18 protein-coding genes are annotated in these 22,572 nt (G+C 63.7%); 4 read left to right on the top strand and 14 right to left on the bottom strand.

The window, feature by feature from the left end; genetic code table 11:
* Positions 1-86: 86 nt before the first annotated feature.
* From ACG2LG_RS14505 to ACG2LG_RS14490, 4 genes are all read right to left on the bottom strand, one after another.
* Positions 87-3,428 (bottom strand): GEVED domain-containing protein, encoded by a 3,342-nt coding sequence (locus ACG2LG_RS14505; RefSeq protein WP_396260114.1) that lies wholly within the window; start codon positions 3,426-3,428, stop codon positions 87-89.
* 346 nt (positions 3,429-3,774) lie between these two features.
* Positions 3,775-5,058 carry an O-acetylhomoserine aminocarboxypropyltransferase/cysteine synthase family protein gene (locus ACG2LG_RS14500; RefSeq protein ID WP_396260112.1) on the bottom strand — a complete coding sequence of 428 codons (1,284 nt, stop codon included), beginning with the start codon at positions 5,056-5,058 and terminating at the stop codon, positions 3,775-3,777.
* Between the two features lie 46 nt (positions 5,059-5,104).
* Positions 5,105-5,869 (bottom strand): carbohydrate-binding family 9-like protein, encoded by a 765-nt coding sequence (locus ACG2LG_RS14495; RefSeq protein ID WP_396260111.1) that lies wholly within the window; start codon positions 5,867-5,869, stop codon positions 5,105-5,107.
* A gap of 19 nt (positions 5,870-5,888) precedes the next feature.
* A complete protein-coding gene (locus ACG2LG_RS14490; protein ID WP_396260109.1) occupies positions 5,889-7,034 on the bottom strand; it encodes a transglutaminase family protein in 1,146 nt (381 codons plus the stop codon).
* Between the two features lie 170 nt (positions 7,035-7,204).
* Between ACG2LG_RS14490 and ACG2LG_RS14485 the strand changes: the two genes are divergently transcribed.
* Both ACG2LG_RS14485 and ACG2LG_RS14480 read left to right on the top strand, forming a co-directional pair.
* Positions 7,205-8,899, top strand: a complete 1,695-nt coding sequence (locus tag ACG2LG_RS14485) for a potassium channel family protein (protein ID WP_396260108.1) — start codon at positions 7,205-7,207, stop codon at positions 8,897-8,899.
* A gap of 154 nt (positions 8,900-9,053) precedes the next feature.
* Positions 9,054-10,466: a sulfatase gene (locus ACG2LG_RS14480; protein WP_396260106.1), complete on the top strand. Its 1,413-nt coding sequence runs from the start codon at positions 9,054-9,056 to the stop codon at positions 10,464-10,466.
* Between the two features lie 284 nt (positions 10,467-10,750).
* On the opposite strand, the gene ACG2LG_RS14475 is transcribed toward ACG2LG_RS14480, so the two are convergent.
* The 5 genes from ACG2LG_RS14475 to ACG2LG_RS14455 form a co-directional block, all read right to left on the bottom strand.
* Entirely contained in the window at positions 10,751-11,092 is a 342-nt protein-coding gene (locus tag ACG2LG_RS14475; protein ID WP_396260104.1) for a hypothetical protein, read from the bottom strand.
* Positions 11,089-11,283: a hypothetical protein gene (locus ACG2LG_RS14470; protein ID WP_396260103.1), complete on the bottom strand. Its 195-nt coding sequence runs from the start codon at positions 11,281-11,283 to the stop codon at positions 11,089-11,091. Before ACG2LG_RS14470 ends, ACG2LG_RS14475 begins: the two co-directional genes overlap by 4 nt.
* Positions 11,284-11,523: 240 nt before the next feature.
* Complete coding sequence (locus ACG2LG_RS14465; protein ID WP_396260102.1) at positions 11,524-12,228, bottom strand: hypothetical protein; 705 nt, start codon at positions 12,226-12,228, stop codon at positions 11,524-11,526.
* 236 nt (positions 12,229-12,464) lie between these two features.
* On the bottom strand, positions 12,465-13,616 hold the full coding sequence (locus ACG2LG_RS14460) for a Gfo/Idh/MocA family protein (RefSeq protein WP_396260100.1): 1,152 nt from the start codon (positions 13,614-13,616) through the stop codon (positions 12,465-12,467).
* A 126-nt stretch (positions 13,617-13,742) separates the two neighbouring features.
* Positions 13,743-15,062 carry a hypothetical protein gene (locus tag ACG2LG_RS14455; protein ID WP_396260099.1) on the bottom strand — a complete coding sequence of 440 codons (1,320 nt, stop codon included), beginning with the start codon at positions 15,060-15,062 and terminating at the stop codon, positions 13,743-13,745.
* 182 nt (positions 15,063-15,244) lie between these two features.
* On the opposite strand from ACG2LG_RS14455, the gene ACG2LG_RS14450 reads away from it, so the two are divergent.
* Positions 15,245-15,787, top strand: a complete 543-nt coding sequence (locus tag ACG2LG_RS14450) for a nucleotidyl transferase AbiEii/AbiGii toxin family protein (RefSeq protein WP_396260097.1) — start codon at positions 15,245-15,247, stop codon at positions 15,785-15,787.
* Between the two features lie 380 nt (positions 15,788-16,167).
* On the opposite strand, the gene ACG2LG_RS14445 is transcribed toward ACG2LG_RS14450, so the two are convergent.
* From ACG2LG_RS14445 to ACG2LG_RS14425, 5 genes are all read right to left on the bottom strand, one after another.
* Positions 16,168-17,169: a sugar phosphate isomerase/epimerase family protein gene (locus ACG2LG_RS14445; RefSeq protein ID WP_396260095.1), complete on the bottom strand. Its 1,002-nt coding sequence runs from the start codon at positions 17,167-17,169 to the stop codon at positions 16,168-16,170.
* 170 nt (positions 17,170-17,339) lie between these two features.
* Complete coding sequence (locus ACG2LG_RS14440) at positions 17,340-18,440, bottom strand: hypothetical protein (protein ID WP_396260093.1); 1,101 nt, start codon at positions 18,438-18,440, stop codon at positions 17,340-17,342.
* Positions 18,441-18,450: 10 nt separating this feature from the next.
* On the bottom strand, positions 18,451-19,470 hold the full coding sequence (locus ACG2LG_RS14435) for a hypothetical protein (protein WP_396260092.1): 1,020 nt from the start codon (positions 19,468-19,470) through the stop codon (positions 18,451-18,453).
* Between the two features lie 383 nt (positions 19,471-19,853).
* Entirely contained in the window at positions 19,854-20,414 is a 561-nt protein-coding gene (locus ACG2LG_RS14430) for a YeeE/YedE thiosulfate transporter family protein (protein WP_396260090.1), read from the bottom strand.
* A 32-nt stretch (positions 20,415-20,446) separates the two neighbouring features.
* Complete coding sequence (locus tag ACG2LG_RS14425; protein ID WP_396260088.1) at positions 20,447-20,977, bottom strand: YeeE/YedE thiosulfate transporter family protein; 531 nt, start codon at positions 20,975-20,977, stop codon at positions 20,447-20,449.
* 355 nt (positions 20,978-21,332) lie between these two features.
* On the opposite strand from ACG2LG_RS14425, the gene ACG2LG_RS14420 reads away from it, so the two are divergent.
* On the top strand, positions 21,333-22,571 hold the full coding sequence (locus ACG2LG_RS14420; protein ID WP_396260087.1) for a hypothetical protein: 1,239 nt from the start codon (positions 21,333-21,335) through the stop codon (positions 22,569-22,571).
* The last annotated feature ends 1 nt before the right edge of the window (position 22,572 follow it).

Here is a 22,572-nt window from a genome sequence, read left to right as displayed (position 1 = left end):
CGAAGATCCAAGCGACCGCCCCTCCGCTCTCACCGCACCGGCCCCGGGGGGGAAGGTCGATGCGGTTCGGCGGGGGAGAACCGGGGTCACGGGAATGCCACCACCAGGTAGAATTTGCGCGTTGCGACGAGGTTCTCGCTCCACGTCAGTGTGGTGAGTCCCGATCCCGTGGGCTCCAGCGTCCAGCCTCCCGGGAAGCCACCGGAAAGCGTGGTCGAACTGTAGACACTGTAGGTCGTCGCCCCCGTTTTGGCAGGCCACGTCAGGACGACCTTGTGGGGCGTCGCGCTGCGATCGATGGAAATCCCGGCACGGATCGTCTCACCGACTGGAACCAGGTAGTCCTCGACCTCACCTCCCTGAACGAAGCCTCCGTAGCCCACGGACGTTCCCTGATGGAAAAGACGGAAACGCACGAAGGGCTGGGTCATCCCCGCCCCGGCGGGCACCGAGATCTGAATTGGATTGGGCCCCGGTGACATCGGCGCATTGACCACGGCATGGTTGGACGCCTGAGTCCATGTGCCATCGCCGTCCCAGTCGACCCAGGCCTCGAGATCCGCAGCCGGTGCACCCGATGGCAGGACGACCGTCAGGTCGGCCGTGGTACCGGCAATCCACGCGGTATCGAAGGACACCCCGTCCTCGTCGTTCGGTCCACCCGAGGCATCGTCTCCGAGGGCCGCGGAATGGGGCTGACCATCGATCTCGCTGTCCACGAACACACCCATGAACAGACTGTCGATGAAGTGGGCCGCCCCGAAGTCCGCCATCGTGGTCGGGAAGGCATGGGGCGGTATGGATCCATTCGGAGCGTCGCCGAAGTCCATCCCGCCCTCCTCATGGAGGAACACATCGTGATCCTCGACCTCCCCATCCGGCGCGAAGCCGGTGGGAGGCAGGCCACCCATGCTGCTGATCCGCACCCGTGCCTTGGTCGGACCCGTCATGCCGATGACGGGCACCGAGATCGTGACATAGTTCGGACCCGGATTCACCGGTTGGGCCATCAGCACCTGCTCACCCGGATCGAGCCAGGTGCCGTTGCCGTTCCAGTCGATCCACATGTCGACCGCTCCAGGGGCGGAGGCGATGATCTCGCACACCGTCGGCTGGCCGCCAATGAGAGCGTAGCCAAAGGTCACGCCGTCCTCGTCGTCGGGGCCGCCCGGATAGATCATGTTCAGGTCGTCCCCGAGTGCCGCGGGATCCGGTTGCCCGTCCACCTCGGCATCGACCAGCACGCCGAGAACCGGACCGGTCAGGGCGTGCGCCGCCCCGGCGCTGGCCGCAAGGGTCGGATAGCTCGGATCCGGTGCATCGCCGAAGTCGAACACCGCGGTGCCCTCGTCGAGCACGCTCACCGGATAGTCCTCCACCTCACCGTCGGGAGCCGGGCCGGTCGGAGCGGACACCCCGGCGCTGCTGTAGCGCACGCGGGCGAAGGTATTCACCGCCGCGGTGCCGCTTGGCACGGTGAAGGTCAGTTGGTTCTTCCCAACAGTCACGGGAACCCCCGCGAGGACCTTGTCTCCCGCATCGAGCCAGCTGCCGTTGCCATTCAGGTCGATCCAGACGTCGACCACACCCGCCACCGAGGCCCAGACATCGATGGCCGTCAGGGCTCCGGAAACCATCGGATACCACACGACGCCGTCCTCGTCGTCGGTGCCAGCATTGTCATCGCCCTGAGCATTCGGATCGGGCTGGCCGTCGGGTTCGGCATCGATCGTGAATCCAAGGAACATCCCCGGGACAATCACGTGATTTGCTCCAGTGCTGGCGCTCAGCGTGGGATACAGCGGATCGGGCGCATCGCCCCAGTCCACATCCTTGGGCTCCTCCTCGATCATCACCATGTAGTCCTCCACCTCGCCGTCCGCGGCAAAGCCGGTCGGGGGAAGGGCCGTGCCCAGGTTGTAGCGGAAACGCATGTAGTTTCCGCCGGGTGCCGTGCCGCCAGGCACGTTGATCGTGATCGTGTTCGGTCCGGCCACCACGGGTCCTGAGAAAACCAGATCCGCCGCTGCGTCGAAGGTCCCGTTGTTGTTCACGTCCAGCCACACGTCGAGTTGACCGTTCTGACTCACGGTCACCGTCACCGGTGTCCCCATGCCGGGCATCAGCGGACCACCGAAAGACACGCCGTCCTCGTCGGGCTGGTTGTTCACGTCGTCACCGTCGGCGGGCAGCGTCGGCTGACCGTTTGGCTCGGCGTCAATCACGGCCCCCATGAATACGCCCTGCACGATCAGGTGGTTCGCGCCGTTGTTGGCCGAGGTGGTCTGATAGTTGAATCCTCCCATCTGCTCGGGCGCATCGCCCCAATCAACTTCCTCGAACGGCTCCTCCTCGATCATCACCATGTAGTCCTCGACTTCGCCGTCCTGGGCGGGACCACCCGGCGGGAGCGGCCCGCCGGTGTTGTAACGGAAGCGCAGATAGTTCGGACCGGGCGTCGTCGTACCCGGTATGTTGAGCGGAACCGGGTTCGGCCCGGCGACCACGGCCACCGAGTGAACCAGATCGCCCGGAACGTCGAAGGTCCCGTTGTTGTTCACGTCCAGCCACACGTCGAGCCATCCGGGCTGCGAAACAGTCACCGTCAGCGTTGTTCCCATGCCAGGCATCAGCGGACCACCGAAGGATACACCATCCTCATCGGGTTGGTTGCTTAGATCATCCCCATCGGCAAGGATCGTCGGCTGACCATTGCCCTCGCCATCGATCAGCGTCCCCATGAACACACCCTGCATGATCAGGTGGTTCGCACCGTTGTTGGCCGAAGTGGTCTGGTAGTTGAATCCTCCCATCTGCTCGGGCGCATCGCCCCAGTCGAACTCTTCGAACTGCTCCTCCTCGATGTTGACCCTGTAGTCCTCGACCTCGCCGTCCTGTGCGGGACCGTCCGGCGGGAGAGATCCGCTGGTATTGTAGCGGAAGCGCATGTAGTTCGGACCCGGCATCGTCCCGCCGGGCACGGTGACGGTGATGTTGTTGACCCCCGGCACGACGGCCGCCGAGTAGACGAGATCACCCGGTGCATCGAAGGTTCCGTTGTTGTTGACGTCCAGCCACACATCGAGCCAGCCGGGCTGCGAAACGGTGACCGTCACCGGTGTTCCCAGTCCGGGCATCAGCGGACCACCGAAGGATACGCCGTCCTCGTCGGGCTGGTTGTTCAGGTCGTCACCGTCGGCCGGGATCGTCGGCTGACCGTTCCCCTCGCCGTCGATCACCACACCCATGAACACCGCCGGCACAATGAAGTGATGCGCGCCCCCCGGGCTCAAGGTCTGATAGAAGTAGCCCGGATTGACAGGATCCTGGGGCGCATCCCCCCAATCGAATTCATCTTCGGCCATCGCGACCGGCGTGAGGAGCGAGATCAGGGTCGCCCCGGTTCGAATCAAACTTTGCGTATTCATGACTGGTGCCCTCCATGCGGGTTTCGGACGGATTATCCGAGGCATGCCGGCACCGGAACGGCGCTCAATCGATTAAACTACAACTCCCGTACCGGGATGTGACGGAACCATCCGGTACAGTTACAAGTCCTCCAAAATGAGATTCAAGTTCCTTTCGGAATTTTCCCGAAAAAAGCGCCGAAGTTGCTCGCAACTCCAGCCAAGACTCCACTTTCAATCATTCATCAACTCTCGAAGCGTTGAAATGAAAGCTGCCTTCGCCGGGCCACCGCAAAAAACACAACTCCGACCCGCCGGGGATCGGAGTTGAAGTGGTGGGGTTCGCACGCCGGGACGCGCGTCCGATTCAAGCCTGGTCCAGCGCCTGGTCGAGGTCGGCGAGGATGTCGTCGATGTGCTCGATGCCGACCGACAGGCGCACGAGTTCGGGGCTGATCCCGCCGGCACGCTGCTGCTCCTCGTTGAGCTGGCTGTGCGTCGTCGTGGCCGGGTGGATGGCCAGGGTCTTGGCATCGCCGACGTTGGCGAGGTGACTGATCATGCCGAGCGAATCGATGAACTTCGATCCGGCTTCCGCCCCGCCCTGGATGCCGAAGACGACCATCGAGCCGCCCTTGCCCTTCAGGTATTTCCGGCTCCTCTCGTACTCCGGATCGCCCTCGAGGCCGGGGAAACGAACCCACTCGACCTTCGGGTGATCCTTGAGGTGCTTCGCGACGGCCAGGGCATTCTGGCAGTGCCGCTCCATGCGAAGGGCCAGCGTTTCGATCCCCTGCAGGAGCATCCACGAGTTGTCCGGGGAAATGCACGCGCCGAGGTTGCGCAGCGGCACGGTGCGCATGCGCAGGATGAAGGCCAGCGGTGCCAACGGCTCGGGCAGGTCGTGACCCCAGCGCAGGCCGTGATACGAGCTGTCAGGCTCGTCGTAGAGCGGGTGCCTGCCGCCCTTCCAGTCGAAGCGGCCGGAGTCGACGACGATGCCCCCGATGCCGGTGCCGTGACCCCCGAACCACTTGGTCAGCGAGTGGACGACGATGTCGGCGCCATGGTCGAGCGGGCGGGTGAGATAGGGTGTTGAGAAGGTCGCGTCGACGACGAGGGGAAGTCCGTGGGCCTTGGCGATCGCGCCGATCGCATCCAGGTCGGACACCTCGAGCGCCGGGTTGGAGACGGACTCGCAGAACAGGGCCCGCGTCTTGTCGTCGATCGCCTTGGCGAAGTTCTCGGGATCGGTCGAATCGATCAGCCGGACCTCGATGCCGAGCTTGGGCAGGATGTCGTTGAACTGCGTGTAGGTGCCTCCGTACAAATTCCGGGCCGAGACGATGTTGTCCCCGGCCTGGGCGAGATTGATGATGGTGTTGAACACCGCCGCCGTTCCCGAGGCATGGCCGAGACCTCCCATCTCGGGAGCGCCCTCCAGCAGGCAAACGCGCTTTTCGAGCACGTCGGTCGTCGGGTTCATCAGGCGGGTGTAGATGTTGCCGAGTTCCTTGAGGGCAAAGAGGTTCGCGGCGTGCTCGGTGTTGTTGAACACGTACGAGGCGGTGCGGTACACCGGCACCGCGCGGGAGTTGGTCGTCGGATCGGGCGTGTGGCCCCCGTGGAGGCAAAGGCTTTCGAGTTTCATGAGACGCGTATGAAAGCCGGAACCCGGCCCGACGCAAGGATGGACCTCAACAGAACTCCACTTCCCCCCAGCGGTCGGGCAGGTGCATGTTGACCGCTCCCTGGGGGCTCCAGACCCAGTTGTCCTCGGGGTGTTCCTGCTCCTCGGGATTCAGGCTCTCCGCCAGCGGGGTTCCATGGGGCGGGATGCGCACGTATTCCCCATCCTGAACTTCGTGCCTCCACTGGACCCGCGAGAAATTGATCCTCCAAACGTCTCCGGGCTCCGGCGGAGCGGCACGCCCACGGTGGTACTCGGCGAGCCCGCGCCACGGGAAGGCAATCTCCACCGACCAGCCCTCGTCCTCTTCACCCGGGTCATTGAGTGTCCCCGCCACATGCACCGCACGCCGAAGACCCGGCAGGTTGCATCCGAGGACGGGCAAGCCGCCCTCGCCGTAGGGCTTCGGAAGACTGAGTTCCCAGATGGTGCCCAGCGCGTTCATCTCGAATTCGTAGTAGTTGAGGCCGTCGCCATCGGGATCGATGAAGACCTCGAAATCGTTGTCCTCGAACATCACCGCATTCTTCTCGGTGATCGTGCCCCAAACGTGCGGTTCCTCGAGCACGGCACCGACGTAGAAGAAGTCGTCGTCCCAGCCCATCTTGGCACGGGTTCGGAATCGCGGTCGCAGGGCCGGATCCCCCGTGATGTCGACGAAGTCCTCCGTCCACGGCAGGGCATCCCATCCGGCTCCAAGCACCCTGCCGTCCATCGCCGGCACGGCCTTCATGCGTTGGCAAAGGTAGCGGCGCGGGATTCGCGGCTTCATGAGGATAGAGGAAACGGAATCACTCGGGGGTCAGGTCCGACCAGATCAGGTCGATGACCATCGCCCCCGGCTCGGACACTTCGAGCACCCGTCCGCGGCGCTCTCCGCCATGCGTCACCTGCAACCGGTAATCCTTCCCGGGTTGAAGTTTCACCGAGGGCATGTCGTTGAGGTCGGCGGTTCCGGCACGGGTCGTGACCGACCCGACCTGCTCGCCTCGGGCGTCGACCACCTCGACAGATGCCGCCATCCGCTCGCCACCCCGCCTGTCCCAGAACCGGAGGTGGAACTCCGCCGTCTTCGCGCCGGCCTCGCCCGGTCGGATGTAGCGCGTCGTCACATTGACGGCCGGCACCTGGTCGCTTGCGAGATTCCAGACCATCGGAAACCGCTCGCCGGTCCTTTTCCACGAAGTCGCCCAGATCGCATGCCGCCAGTCGTCGGCGATCGCCTTCGAAGCATCCTTGGCAAACCACGCGCGGTTCAGCCCTTTCGCGTCGTACTCGTCCGCGCCGGTGAAGAACCATTCGCCGCCGTCCTGGATCTCGACCCACGTGTGGTTGCCGCTTTTGTCCGACCACATGGGCGTGCCCGCCACCCGCGCCGGTACGCCGACCGCGCGGCAGGCATTGACGAGGATGATCGAAAGCCCGGTGCAGCTTGCCTTGCCCAACTTCTTCGACTCGGAAGGGCTTTGGTTGGGTGCCTTGCGCCCGGTGTCGTAGTGCACGCCGATGACGTCGAAAAACTCGCGGTTGAGCGCCTGGGCCGCCTCGGTGGCGGTCGTGCAGTCCTTCACGATCGCCGCGCACCGCGGGTAAAACTCATGGCGCCACCGCTCGCGGGTCTCGTCGAGCGAGGCGTAGGGCAACACGTCGTTGAAGAACACCTCCTCCGGCACTTTCACCGCCCACGGAAACTCCTTCCGGGCCCGCATCGCGAGATCGAGATTCTCGACCAGGAATTCCGTGTCCAGCGAGCTCAGATCGGAAGGCGGCATGCCCTCGACCAGAAAGGTGGCCGCCCGCTCCCCGAAAGCGCCGTGACGTTCCGCCGCCTGCGCCAGGAAACCCTGGATCTCCGGGGCGTTCTCGCCCGCCGACTTCAGGCTGCCCTCGACGCCGGCCAGGGCCACGCCACCGCCCAGCAATGCCCCGCAGATCATCCGAATGCACCCTCGCACCATTGGTCCGAACACTAGCGGCTTCCCGCCCCGCGGCAAGAGTGGCGGGCTGATCTTTGCGGGCTGGTGAGTGCCGGATGTCCACGGGGAGCTGCATCATGATTGGCAGGGCCGCCTTGAAATCATAGAAAGAGACTTTCCCGGAAGCAGTCATGAAGGCCCTCACCACCGTCCTCACCACATTTCTCGACAACCGGACAAGTCGCCGCAACCTGATGGCACTTTTCCGGCTGCTCGGCGTGCTGATCGCGATCGTGACCGCCTATTCGATCACCTTCCACGTCCTCATGGAGCGCGAGGGCCAGCACCACAGCTGGATGACCGGCTTCTACTGGACGCTCACGGTGATGTCGACGCTCGGCTTCGGCGACATCACCTTCGAGTCGGATCTCGGCCGCCTGTTCTCCATCCTCGTGCTGGTCACCGGTGTGATCTTCCTGCTGGTGCTGCTGCCCTTCACCTTCATCGAGTTTTTCTACGCGCCGTGGATGAAGGCCCAGCAGGAAGCGAACGCCCCGCGCTCATTGCCGGCATCGATGCGGAACCACGTGATCCTCACCTTTCACGGACCGGTCACCGAACTGCTGGTCAAGATGCTGCAAAAGCACCACCACCCCTACGCGATCCTCGTGCCCACCTTCCCGGAGGCCATGGAACTCCACGAGAAGAACGTGCCGGTGGTGGTCGGCGACCTCAGTGATCCCGACACCTATCGCAAGCTCCGCATCGGGGAGGCGGCAATGGTGGTCACCACCCGTTCGGACGTCATCAACACCAACGTGACCTTCTCGATCCGCGAGATCTCCGAGAAGATTCCCATCGTCGCCTCGGCCCGCTCGAAGGCCGCGCGGGACGCGCTCGAACTCGCCGGGGTCACGCACATCCTCCACCTCGAGGAGATGATGGGCCAGGCCCTGTCCCGCCGGGTGATCGGCGGCGATTGCTGCGCCCACGTGATCGGCGAAATGGGAGAACTCGTGATTGCCGAGGCCTCGGCCGCCAACACCGGACTGGAGGGCAAAACGGTCGCCGAGAGCGGCATCAAGCCCAACACCGGCGTCACCCTGGTGGGACTCTGGGATCATGGAAAGCTTCTTCCGGTCAGCCCCGAAACCGTGATCCAGGAAAGCACGATCTTCATCCTCGGCGGAACCCGCGAGCAGGTCGACCGCTACAACGAGATCCACGGGCATCGCGAGGATGCCGAGAACAACCGCGTCGTCATCATCGGCGGCGGCCGGGTCGGCCGGGCGACCGCGGAGATGCTCGACCAGCAGGGCATCGACTGGATGATGATCGAGAAGCTGCCCGAGCGGGTCCGTTTCAAGAACCGCACCCTGGTGGGCGACGGCTCGGAGTTCGACCTGCTGGTGAAGGCCGGGCTGCATGAAGCCTCGAGCGTCATCATCACGACCCACGACGATGACACCAACATCTTCCTCACGATCTTCTACCGCCGGCTGCGCAAGAGGCTGCAGATCATCAGCCGCGCCACCCGGGAGGCCAATGTCGCGCGCCTTCACCGGGCCGGGGCCGACGTCGTCCTGTCGTACGCGACCATGAGCGCGAACACGATTCTCAATCACCTGCGCGGGAGTGAAACCCTCCTGCTCGCCGAGGGCGTGAGCATCTTCACCGCGAAGACGCCCCGCGCCCTCGACGGGCTGACCCTGATCGACTCGCAGGTCCGCTCGCAAACCGGTTGCTCGATCATCGCCATCGAGCACGGCGGGGAACGCCGGATCAACCCCGACCCGGGCGACACCCTCCACACCGGCGACAAGCTGGTGCTCATCGGATCGCTGGAAGCCGAGGAGCGCTTCTTCGAGATCCATCCGCCGGACTGACTGACTGCTCGGAAATCGCTTTCTCAGAATTCGGCAGCCCCCCGGAGCCGGGTGTTGGCGTGGGTTGGCAAGACTCAGCTCGACCCGCACGATCCCGGGACGCGTCGAAATCATTGACTTGCGCCCGGCGTATGTTCAATCCCGGAACACCATCATGATTTTCCTGCGCCTCCTCGCTGCCATTTTCTGTTTCTGCGCGCCCCTTGCTGCCGCGGACAAACCCAACGTGCTCTTCATTGCCGTCGACGACCTCAACGACTGGGTCGGATACCTCGGCGGCCATCCGCAGGCCCGCACCCCTCACATCGATGCTCTGGCCAGGAAGGGAGTCGCCTTCCAGCACGCCTACTGCCCTGCCCCGGTCTGTGGGCCGTCGCGCACCGCCCTGATGTATGGAATGGCCCCGCACAAGAGCGGCTCCTACGGCCATCATGAGATCTATTCACCCGCCAAGCGGCTCCCGGAAAGCCAGATGCCTCTCAACGAGGTCTTCCAGAAGAACGGCTACTACACCGCGGGCTGCGGCAAGATCTTCCACTACCGCGAGGTCGAACGCGGCTGGAACGAATTCCGTTACCAGTTCTCCGGATTCAAGACCGAGATCCGCAAGGTCGGGATACTCGATTACGGCGTTCAGGAGACCGACAACGACTCCGATACCGCGGACGGTAAGCTGGTCGACTGGACCATTGCCCAATTGCAGCTCGAACACGACAAGCCCTTCTTCATCGCCATGGGCCTGCGCAAGCCGCACCTGCCGTGGACCGCCCCACGCAGATACTACGAGCAAATCGAACTGGAGAAGGTGCAGCTTCCACCCTGCCCCGAAGATGAGCTGGCGGACATCCCCGAAGCGGGCAAGACCTTCGCCCACAACATGGTTGGCTTCCACAAGAAGAACGACCACGCCGCGATCCTGGAAGACGGGATCGAGGGCTGGCGGCAACTGGTGCACGCCTATCTGGCCACCTGCTCCTTCGCCGATGCCAATGTCGGCCGCCTGCTCGAGGCTCTCGAGCAAAGCCCGCACCGGGACAACACCATCGTCGTCCTGTGGGGCGACCACGGCTGGCACCTGGGTGAGAAGGAGCATTGGCGCAAGATGGCGCTGTGGGAACGCAGCACGCGCACGCCCTTCATCATTGCCGCACCGGACATGAAGGCGGCCTCCATCGAGGCTCCGGTCAGCCTGCTGGACATCTTCCCCACCCTGGTCGAACTCTGCGGACTCGAATGCGGGCAACCACTGGACGGCAACAGTCTCGTGCCCCTGCTGACGGGAGCGGACAAGGACTGGGACAAGCCGGTGACCATCTCGCACGGACCGGGCAACTTCGCCATTCGCCAAGGGCCATGGCGCCTCATCCGCTACGCCGACAGCAGCGAGGAACTCTACAACATCCAAGAGGATCCCAAGGAGTTCACCAATCTGGCGGCCGTGCCGGGGCATGAAGCCACGCTCAATGCCTTGCGCGAGCAACTACCAAAGACCTGGGCCCATGTGATCGGCCCGCGCTTCAAGAACTTCCCGGGTGCCTTTGCCGCCCCTCAGGCAACGCAGGAATGACGGACGGGTCTCGGGAGATCCATTGGATCGTTCCACGCCAAAGCGCCCATCACTTGCCGGCACCGAGAGAGCGGCCGTCGGGCCGGATCGGATGGCGGGGAGAAGGGGTTTGCCAACCCGATGATCCAAGCCTTTGATCCACCGGTTTTCGGGGCGGGAGCAGGATGGGCTGGATCGATGGAATCATTCATCAGGGGCGAGTCTCGGATGGGAGGGAATCGAAGCTAGGGCTTTGCCAGCGGAAAGGAGGAAAGCCATCGGTCGTAGGCGAACCGAACGACCCATCAGTCCTTGTTCGACTTTCCCCCGAACGGTGGTGACTCCTCAAGCAGTCGGCTGACCACCCCCGACATGCCTCCGGGCTGACCTTGGGCGAGTGACTCCAACCGGCTCCGTGCCTCGGGAGTGAGGTTGAGCATGGTCGCCACGTAGTCCTTGGGCTTCCGCCCGGCTCCCGGACGCGCGCCGCCCCGCCGCCGCTTGAGTTCGCCCAGCCCGGTCCGGACCTCGGCGAGCTTTGCCTGAGAGGCGCCTTTGAGCTTCGACGGATCGATCGAGTCCTCGATCTCTTGCTCGGCGGAAGTCAGAGGCATGTCCTTCCAGTTCTTGATCTCGGAACGTTTCATGGGATGTAGCGGTTGGTCAGCTTGCGTGATGGATAGGCCGTCACCATGAGCCAGTGATCTTCGCCCAGCGGTTTGCATGGCACGGCCACCGCATAGCGGTCGATCTCCACGACGAGGATCATCTGGTCTTCATGTTTTGGATTCGGAACGAAATCGAGCACTGGAGCTTTCAGGATGGCATCAAAGCTCAAACCCCGGACGACCATGCTCTCCTTGTCGTCCCCGGCCTCAAACCTCACCCCGAAAAAGTGCACCGCCAACCCACGAAAATCAATGAAAAAGCTTATGCTTTTTCAAACTTCAGGGAGAGGCCTCACCAACGAAAAAGGCACCGGAGCGAGCTGCCCCGGTGCCTTGAGGCGCGACGGCGTCGCGCGGTCCGCTCGAAGTGTCAGGCCTTCTTGACGTCGACCCACTGCTTGGTCCTGCCCTCAGCGTCGGCGACGCAGCAGCAAGAGGGTGCCGCACGCGCCAAGCAGCGCCACCGAGGGTTCGGGAACCAGGATGTTGGCCACCGTGTTGCCCGCGGGTCCGCCATCAGACGCGAGGCGGTAGACCGCAAAATCAATGTTGGTTTCCGGATAGACCACCACATTGCTTTGGTTTACCAGGGAACTGCCATTGTAGCGGACGGTGTTCTCAATCCGACCCAGTCCGGAGCCGGGATTCTCACCGCCGGCCCAGTCATTGCCTGTCTCCAGATCAGCGGTGCCGATCAAGTTGCCGTTGACGTAGATGGAGAGCAGTTCGTTGCTGCCGGTGCCGGCTCCGATTTCGTACACGGTGACGATTTGAACGCCCAGAGTGGGCGAAGTCAGCCCGTGGTTACCGAAGACCACGTCGTCGTTGTTTTGTCCTGCGAAGAAATAGAGATCATCGCCCTGCAACACCAGTGCCGCTCCCCTTCCGGAACCGCCGGCTTCCCACAGATTGATGGGGTTGGTCTCGCTGTCGACTGCTGCCGTGAAATCGAAGATCAACTCATGCGCCACCGAATTGGTGGTGATGTTGGAGCCACCGAATGAATCGGCGCTGCCCATGTTCTGGATGCCGGAGGCGGTGAAATGTGCCACAGTGGCAGCATGAGCCGTAAGTTGAAAACTGAGCAAAGCTGTAGGTAAAATCAGCGCATTCATGGACAAGACGGACCGTTCTTATCGGTTGATGTGGGCTTGTCAAATCAACTCCCTGGCGCTCCAGCCAGGAATACCAGGAAGTCGCTCTTTTTCAGGGAACGATGAAAGAAACACCCGAGGTCGGCTTTCCCAAGAATACCATTGTTGATGGCTCCACCTGTTGTACGAGAAACCCACCGGAGGAGATCCCCCCGGTGCCTTGAGGCGCGACGGCGTCGCGCGGTCCGCTCGAAGTGTCAGGCCTTCTTGACGTCGACCCACTGCTTGGTCTTGGCCGACTCGAGGACGGCGTCGCAGACGTACTGGGTGCCGAGCGCGTTGCGGAAGTCCGGGTAGCGCTTCTGCGGCTGGGGGTCGTCGAGGTCTTTGAAGAACTCGTAGAGCGCGTGGGTGAAGCTGTGCTCGTAGCCGAGGCACAGGCCGGGCACCCACCAGTTGCCGGCGTAGGGCTGGTCGCCATCGGAACAATGAATGCTGCTCCACCCGCGGCGGTCGCCGGGCACGCCGTGGTCGAAATACTCGAGGCGGTTGAGGTCGTGCAGGTCCCAGAACAGCGACTTGTGCTCGCCGTTGATCTCGAAGGTGTAGAGCGCCTTGTGACCGCGGGCATAGCGGGTCGATTCAAAGATCGCCAGCGAGCCGTTCTCGAAGCGGGCGAGGAAGGCGCAGGCGTCGTCGATGGTGACCTCCTGCTTCTCGCCGGTCTCCTGGTGGACCCGCTCCTTGATGAAGGTCTCGGTCATCGCCGACACCGAAACGATGTCACCATTGATCCAGCGGGCGGTGTCGATGCAGTGCGCGAGCAGGTCGCCGGTCACGCCCGAGCCCGCGGCGGCGGCATCCAGGCGCCACAACGCCTCCCCGCCCTGCGGCAGGTCCTCGGAAATCGTCCAGTCCTGAAGGAAGTTCGCGCGGTAGTGGAAAACCCGTCCGAGTTCACCCGCATCGACGATGTTCTTGGCGTGGGTGACGGCGGGCAGGAAGCGGTAGTTGTACCAGACGAGGTTCGGCAGCTTGCTTTCCTCGACCGCCTTGACCATCGCCTCGCCCTGCTCGCCGTTCAGGGCGAGCGGCTTTTCGCAGAGGATCATCTTGCCGTTCTTCACGCACTCGAGAGCGATCTCGGCGTGGGAGTTGTTCGGCGTGCAGATGTCGATCGCGTCGATGTCGTCGCGCTTCACCAGCTCGCGCCAGTCGGTTTCGTAGGACTCGAAGCCCCACTTCTCGGCGAAGGCCTTGACCTTGTCCTCGCTGCGGCCGCAGACGGCCTGGCGGACGGGGTAGTGGTCGGTGTCGAAGAAGTGGGCGAGTTGCGAGTAGGCGTTCGAGTGGGTGCGGCCCATGAAGCCGTAGCCGATGAGTCCGATGCGGATTGGTTTGCTAGCCATGATTCTGGGATGGTGGATGATGGATGGAGGATGTCGAATGAAGGAATCAGCCCGTTCGGTTTAGAGCACCTTGCCCTTCCGGGCTTCGACTCCATCCGAAACACCCGTCCCGAGGCAACCCAAAACCTACTTCGCAACGGCCACGCCGGGCGTTCTGGAGTGGGCGTTTTGCGGGAAGTCGAAGGTCAGGACGAGCGGTTCGGTCCCCGTGTTCTCGATTTCCACGCCGCCGCGATTCAGCGCGGCCTGGGTGATGAATCCGATCTCCGGATAGACTTCGCCGAGCTTCATGTCCTGGTGATATCGCACTTCGAGTTTTCCGACGCGGCCGCGGCCGCGGTTCGTGTGGAACAGCGTGGGGCTCTCCGGCCGGAAATTCGTCCTGGCACCGGGTGCGACCGTGAGACGGAGCATCGAGCACTTCTGGTCGCCAAGGATGTCGCCGTAAACAATCCACTTCGCCTCCACGCCGTCGGTGGCGAATTCTTTAGCGGTGATGGCCGGGCGCGAGTTCTTCCGCACGAAGTCCGGGTCCTGGTTCGCCTCGAAGTCGAAGGTATCCACGAGAAACTCCCAATCCTCGTGCCGGTCCTTCGGATAGTCCTCTTCCCGGCAGGCGTAGAATGCATCGGCCGCCCCGATCCGGCCATCGAGCGTCAGGTCCTCGGCGAGGAAATGCTCGTCCATCGTGACGTGCAGTTCGTGCGTGCAAAGGTCCGTCGGTGAGTGCAGCACGCCGTTCGGCATCACGAAGCCGTCATCCAGCTTCATCATCGTATGCGGCGACAGGTGCCGCACGCCGTTGTAGTCCCCCTCCCCCCAACGCTTCATGCAGGCAAGGAACTCGTCCTTCGTCACGAACGGGTACAGGCCCATGGCCGTGGTGTGATAATGCGACGGACTGACCCCGGGATTGTCGAAGGAGTTGATGTCGTAAACCTCCCACTTCGACCAGTGCAGGTGGTGGGGGATGGGATTCAGGTTGTCGAACTTCTTCGACACGATCGGCCAGGTGGCCTTGCCGAACAGGGACCTCGAGAAAGCCGTGACCTTCTCTCCCATGACCGCTTCCGGATTGGCCTCGATCAGGTCCTGGAGTGAGATGACCTGCCGGTCCGGCGTCAGGACGTGGGCTTCTCCTTCACGAAATGGCGCCTTTCCCGTGCGGGTATCGATGACTCCGGTCACGATGGGCACGGTGCAGCACATCCAGACTTCATCGAGGCCCGTCCCATTCATGTAGTCCGGGTAGTACGACTTCGCATCCAGGCGAAGGCGCTTCCCCGGGGTGCAGAATGTCCGGCCGGCATAGCGGTGCAGAAGCTGCAGCACCCCGTCGTTCCGGTTGATGATGTCATCGAGAATCGAATCCGACGCTCCATCGATGACATCGTGTTGCGGGTATTCGTGAAGTTTCTCCGCGAGAATGGAAGTGGAGGCAGCCATGGGTGCTGGAATTTGAAGATTGGGTCGTGGAGTGGCAAGAGCGAACGGCCCGACTCGCAAGGGGTCCAGCCGGGGATTTCTCGATACCGGGAATTTGCTTTCTCAGGTTTCTCGGCAACGCCCCGGGACCCCGCATTGGACCGGGAAATGGGAGTTGGTTCTGAAGGAGGACTTGATGCAAAGTGGAGGGCGTGCAGAGCTTTCTGACCACCATCGCCAAGCTCATCGATGAGCAGGCACTGCCCGCCCTGATGATCGGCGGCCACGCGGTCACGGCCCTGGGCCATCCGCGCGCCACCTTCGACCTTGATCTGCTCGTCCCCCGCAGTTCGGCATCGCGTTGGAAGGCGGCCATGGCGGAAATGCGCTACCAACTGTTCGCGGAGTCCGCCAACTTTCATCAGTATGAAGCGCCTGACGGGTTTCCGCTGCCACCTGTCGATCTGATGCTGGTCGACGACGAGGTCTTCGCCGCCCTGGAACAGTCGAAGTCGCCCACCGAACCGATCGCAACCCCGGACGTGGTGGCGCTGATTGCCCTCAAACTGCATGCCATCCACCAACCTGCCCGCGAGGACACCGCCAAGGACTGGTCCGATGTGCTGGCGCTGGTGAAGGCACACCGGCTCACGCTGGACGATCCGGAGTTTGCTGCTACCGTGCGAAGGCATGGAGGACAGACGGCCATCGAGCGCATTCAAGCCATCCTCTCCGGCGGAGCTTGAGTTTCCGACCGGCGAGGGGCCCAAGCCACATGCCCCGCGCCCGATCGACCCGCGAGCGGTGGAAGCCCACTTCGCCGCCCTGCCTGCCAAGCCCGAGAGCGCGGAAGTCCGTTGGGCGAGGAAGCGCCACGCGCCTGCATTCCCAGGGTGAAAGGAAGGCTGGAGATTGGCTTCTTCACGCTCCGACAGCCCCCCTCATGGCCCCACCTCAGGAAGGGGAAAAGCTTCGCGCCCATTCTTCCACGTCGGCGGGCTTCACGGCCGGACATGACATCGAAGGAGGTGATGTTGTCCTTTCTCAGATAGGGGGAGGTCGTGGAGAAACAAAAATCCCGCCGGTGCGCATGGCACGCGGCGGGATGTGAAGGGATGGGGCGGCCTCAGAGCGCGTTGTCGACGTCGATCATCGCCTTGAGGATGGCGTTCCAAGTGGCCGGATCCTCGAGGACCGCGTTGTCGAACATGCAGCCGTCCCAGCAGATGTGCTTGATGCCGCGCTCGGCGGCGCCCTGCAGCCAGTAGGTCGAGCACTTGGCGATATCGAGCTTGCCGTTCGGGTCGTCCGCCGGGCAGTGGCGGCCGGTCTTGTCGTGGCTGCCGGTGCCGTGGACCGTGCCGTCGTTCTGGGCGACGTGGAAGTCGATCGTCCACGGGCGCAGGGCGTCGGTCATGGTCTTGTAGGCGGCCCAGAACTCCTCGTCGGAGTAGCCCTCCTGAAGCAGTGCGGCCTCGGGCGCATTGTAACCCAGCAGGTAGAGGTAGGTGTGAGCGAGGTCGGCCTGGAATCCGACGACACCGGGCATGGCGGTCGCTTCCAGCGTATCCACCGCGGCCTTCCACGAATGGAAGCCGCCCCAGCAGATCTCGCCTTCGGCGGCGACGCGTTCGCCGTGCTGCTCGGCCACCTTGCCCGCTTCGCGGAAGGTCTCGGCCACCTTGGCGGTGTTGCCCGCCGGATCCTTGGCGAAGTCCTCGGTGCCGCCGGCGGTGTCGACGCGGATCACGCCCGACTTGCGGACGCCGTGGTCGTTGAGGATGCCGGCGATGCGGCAGGTCTTCTCGACGGCGAGGACGAAGTTCTTGCGGTCCTCGTCGGAGCCGAAGGCGGGACCACCGACCGTGCCGGGCCAGACCGGAGCAACCAGCGAGCCGACGGAAAGTCCGGCGGCGGCGATCTGGTCGGCCATCTTCCTGATCTCGTCGTCCGATCCGTCCGGGTCGGTGTGCGGGTGGAAGATGAAGAGGTCGACGCCGTCGTATTTCCGACCGCCGACTTCGGCGGCGGTGGTGAGCTCGAGCATGTGGTCGAGCGAGATCGGCGGATGGTCGGTGTCGGGCTCCTTGCCAACCAGGCCGGGCCACATTGCGTTATGGAGTTTCATGATATTCTCAGGGTTGTGGGGTTTCGGGACCAAGATGAATGGGATGGATCGGATCACGACTCCAGAATCGAATCCATCCTATCCATCCTGGTCCAAATTCATTCAGACGTTCTTGCAGTTGCCCGGGGGCGAAGTCCTGGGTGGTTCTTGGAATCATGGATTGAGGATTTTCAGAGAACGTGGGACCAGTCAACGGAGCACTCGACCGTGCCACCGTTCTCGCCGGTTAGAAGAACCTTGCCATCGCCCTCCGGAGAGATCGAGACGACCTTGCCGAAGTTCGGCGGCACCTCCGCCACGGCCTGGACGAGACGCAGCGAAACCACCTCGGCGGGATCGAAGGAGCGAACCGTGGGGATTCCATCCTCGGCGAGCAGGCCCTGGCGGGACAGGTCGACGTCGTTGCTGAAGTGCGAGCAGACCTCCTCGAGGCCGATCCTTCCGACGTGACGACCGTTCCATGGTGCCCCGTCGCGGCCGCCATCCGACAGCCAGAACAGCGTCGCCGGAAAATCGGCGGGGTTCTTCAGGCAGAACCAGACGAAGTCCCCGAACACCGCCGCCGTCCAGGCGAAGGGACGATCCGGCTCGGGATCCTCGGCGACCATCATCACCAGATCGTCGGCACGTCCGCCGTGGGGAAAGCGGGTGAGGTCCGCGGAACCCATGCCATCGGCCAGTGGCACCGAGGTCAACTCGTCGAAGCGCGCCCCGGCGCAAAGCATCTGCCGCTCGCCCTTGTCGGGATCGGAGAACACCCCGGGATACACCGAACCCCAGCGGAAGGGGGAAACGCTGAGCCGCACCGAGCCGGGCGCCGCCGCCGAGGCGTCGAGGATGGGGTGGGAACCGTAGCTCCAGTCGCCCGCGAGGCCGGAAATGCGATGTTCCAGATAGACCGCGTGGTGGCCCGGCCGGACCGAGAGGATTTTCTCGATCGAGGCCCCGGAATCCGCGGCCTGCTGCCGCAGGGTGAGCGAGCGCTCGTCGCTCCCCTCGAGACTCCACGCCGCATTCGCCGGATCGCCGTGAGGCGGGCCGTCCTGCTGGGGCCCGAAGGGCAGGCAGAAAAAATCGCCACGCAGCACCGAGAGCAGGGCTGGCTGATCGGGGAACTCGGAGGGGACCCACGGCGACAGCGAGTAGGGTGAAACGTCGCGCCCCGGCAGGTGGAAGACGACCGGGGCCATCTGACCCGCGCGCCCGGTCACGTGGAGGTCGACTTCAGGGGTCGCAAGCTGGTGCGACGGCTCGCCGTGGATTTCTTGCATCGGGAAAGAATCAGCCGGGGAGAATGCCACGGACGAGGAGGTTGTTGAGACGGTGGGTGATCTCCGCCAGGCCGTCGGCCACCGTTTCGGTGTAGCTGCGACCGTCTCGGGTATCGAGCCCGAAGCCCGGCTCGAGGTCGCGCAGCGGCTGAAGCGCGTCGTCTTCGTGGTGGAACATCTCGACGTAGACCTTTTCCAGCTGCCCGGTGCCGGCCGCGGCGGCGAGCAGCGCGCCGATCCAGCCGTCGTCGGTGGTCAGGCAGCCACGGGTGGTCGGCGGCGTGGCGTGAAAGGCACCGAGTTCCCCGTCGGCCGCCAGCGCCCGGATCGTCTCGACGTTTTCCTCGATCGAAAGACCCGAATTGCCGCAGTGGGCGGCGTCGGTGATCAGCTTGAAGAACTTCTGGCCCAGCTTCGCATTGGCCGCCTGCACCAGCGCGCGACCGCGGTTGATGTTGGTGAAGGTCTGGAACTCGCCGGGGCGCAGGAACTCGATCTGCCAGCTTTTCACGCTGGACCCGATCACCCCCGCCTCTTCGATGATCCGCAGGTGGACCTTGACGTTCTGGGCCACCGCAGCCTCGAAGGCCTCACCGGAAAGCCCCGTTCCTTCGGGCCCCATCCAGACGTCGATCGAGGTCGAGGAAATCGTGCCGATACCGTGCTTCATTGCCGCCTTCACCGAGGGCAGCAACTGCTCGACCACGCCGTCCTCGTCGTCCGGATTCTTCGGGTCGACGCCTCCGAGCATCATGATCAGGTCGACGTCGAGCCCGAGCGCCCGGAGCTTCTCGATCATTTCGTCCACATCGCCATCGTCGCAGCCGGGAAAGACGGAGATCTGCACGCAGTTGAAGGGAACACGGGAGGCCTCGACCAGTTCGCGCATGCCGGCGACGATCTTGATCTCGCCGGCGTCGTTGCGCGGGTAGCGCCCGGAATCATCCGGCACCAGGCAGCCGACGAAACGCAGGTGGGTCGGCACGACGCCGAGGCCGATGCTCGGACGCAAGGGAATGGGTTGGTTCATGGGGGAGAATGAAGAGAGGAAAAGCGCGGATGAAAAGGGAGAATCGGAATCTCCGGCATGGACGGCTTCCAACGGGGAACCTGACCGCAATCTTCCACCATACGGCCGGGAACCGGACGATTTTGCCACCGACAGCCGCCCCACCGAGCCTCCCGCCCGTCCTTGATCCTCCAATTCCTCTCGGAACAACGCGCAGAAAGGATTCGCAATCGACGCGAAGGCCGCGCCAGCCCAGCATCTCGCCCGATACCGATCTTCCTCTTTCGTGGGTGCCGTGAAGCCCCGGCTCCCCATGGAGTGAAGTGAGCCCGCGAGAGCGGAGCCGCCGCGCCCGTCCTTCGAGAAGGGATCGCAAATCCCTTCTCACCAGACCGGTCCCGCAACTATTCCGGAGACCGCGTCTTGGGCAGGAACACGAAAAGGATGCCGGCAATCACCGCCAGGCCGGCCCACCACGCCACTTCGGGTATGCCGGTGATTTCGGGGAGGCGGACTTTCCCAAAGTCGCCGATTTTCATGAAGCCGTCCTGGATGGCGGGGAAGGTGAAGGCGTAGGCGATCCCGCCGGCGAGCATCCCGAGAAAGCCGACCATCGCGTGGATCCGCCCGGTGGCCACCGCCACCACGCCGGTGCCCGGGCAGTAGCCGAGAAGCACCATCCCGACACCGAAGATCAGCGCGCCGGTGATGACCGGGGCGAGCACCGCGGGCTTGATGTGGAAGGCCGCGAGACCGGCCTTGTGAAACAGCGCGATGCCGACGCCTCCGACGATGATCGCGGTGAACATGATGCGCAGTACGGTGAAGTCCTTGAGGCGGAACTGGTTGACGATCACGTTGTAGTTGCCGACGCCGCCGCGGTGCAGCAGCACGCCGAACACGACGCCAACGAGGGCGGCCACCACCAGCCCGGCGGTGGATGAGGTGCTGAAAGGAAGTCCCATGATGGAAAAGTGGATAGGGGTTTCGGGGGAGGTCAGCGCTTGCGGAACATCAACCAGGCAGTGAGCAACCCGCTGGCGAACATTGTCAGGAAGAACACCCAGCCCGAAAGCGCGAGCTGCAGGCTGCCGCTGATGCCGTGGCCGCTGGTGCAACCGCCGGCCATGCGTGCGCCGAAAATCAGGATGAAGCCGCCGAGGAAGGCCCCGAGGAAGCGCTTCCACGGCGAGCGCCCGAAATGTTCGGCCCAGACCGAGGGCACCGCCTCCGCCTTCAGGTCGCGGCTGGCCAGGGCCGACACGAAGGCACCCACCGCCGTCCCGAGCAGGAGCAGGGTGCTGTAGCCGAACTTCGGGGTGTGATCCTTCCAGTAAGCATTCTCGGCGACGGTCTCACTCCCGCCCGCGACGCAGGTCACCGCGCCGCTCCACTTCGAGACCTCGGTGGACATCCCGAGCGGCTTGTCCACGAGCAGAAAGACCAGCCAACTGAGAATGCCGATGCCGGCACCGACCAGATAAGGATTCCACCGCTTTTGGCGAATCCAGGATGTTTTCTCGCTCATGATGTCATCCCCATCGGGGCACTCTGATTGGTGACGTTGCCCGGGAGGAAGTGCAACCCGGAATCGGGTCATCCGCCCTAGGTTCTCCACGTATGCCGACTCCGGGTTTCCCGGGATATCCGCTATCATCTCACTGACTGCCCGGACTTTGCTTCCAAGGGGCCTGGAGCGAACGTTGGGCCGGATCGGAGGGCGAAAAAATGGGGGTGACTTGGGGGCTGACCTACCGAACTCCGCCAAGGGCAGCGCCCACCGCTTCCATTCATCCCACCGCCCACCGAGGCGGGTTGGAAAACACCCGCTCGGTTGTATCCACGCACTTGCATCGTCGCCACTGCAACCTAGCGTTCCGATCGTGTTCAACGGCATCCTCTCCCTCGTCGCCGTTCTCGCCATCGCCACTCCCGGCCATGCCGCTCCCGGCTACGGCGAACCGCTCACACTCACCCGGGGCCTGGCCGTCACGGTCAAAACCATTCGCGAACTCGAACTCGCCATCAATGCGGCGAACTCCGCCGCCAAGCCCGCCACCGTCCTCCTCGCCGACGGCGTTTACACACTCCGGTCCGCCGCCCTCCATCTCGATTGCGACGGTCTCGTCATCCGCTCCGCCTCCGGCAATCGTGACAAGGTGATTGTCCGTGGCCCCGACCAAGGCCCCAAGGCAACCGCCGCCCACATCTTTCTCGTCTCCGCCTCCGACGTTGTCATTGCGGACCTGACCCTCGGATACTGCCGCTTCCACGGCATCCAGGTGCGCGGCGAGGAGCCGCACAATGCCTCCGGCCTCCACGTCCACAACTGCCGCCTCGTCAACTGCAACGAACAGTTCATCAAGGGTTCATCCTCCAAACCCGATCCGGTCGGCGCCCGTGACGGCATCATCGAAAATTGCCTCTTCGAGTTCACCTCCGGCTGGGCCTACCAATACTACACCGGCGGCATCGACATCCACAAGGGGGTGAACTGGATCGTCCGCGACAACCTCTTCCGCAACCTCCGTGTGCCAAACGATCAAAAAGGCATGGCCGAGCATGCCATCCATTTCTGGAACCGGTGCGACACCGAACCGCAGAACATCACCGTCGAGCGCAACCGCATCGTCAATTGTGACCGCGGCATCGGGTTCGGCCTCATCAACGAAGCGGGTGGCCACAACGGCGGCACGAGCACCATTCGCAACAACATGATCTCCAACGATGGTGCCGGGCACTCCACCGATGCCGGCATCAGTCTCGAGTGTGCGGACCATGTCACGATCACACACAACACCGTACACATCGTCGGCTACCGCGGCGCAATCGAATACCGCTTTCCCTCCAGCACCCATCTCACGATCCGCAACAATCTCGTCAACCACCCGATCCTCCGCCGCAACGACGCCCCGCCCGCCACATGTTCCGGCAACATCGAGTCGGTCCAACCCCGATGGTTCCGCGACCTCGCCGGCGGCGACCTCCACCTCACCGCGCAGGCCACCCCCGTCATCGACCAAGCCGACGCCGGGACCGCGCCGGCGGACGACATCGACCGGCAGAGCCGCCCCGCCGGCCGGGCCGCGGACATCGGCTCCGACGAATACGTGGCCGAGTAGG

Origin of the sequence: Haloferula sp. A504, assembly GCF_044385805.1 — a bacterium.
GTDB lineage: Bacteria > Verrucomicrobiota > Verrucomicrobiia > Verrucomicrobiales > Akkermansiaceae > Haloferula.
The sequence above is the reverse complement of the archived record's forward strand: the minus strand, read 5'-3'. Positions and strand labels throughout refer to the sequence as shown.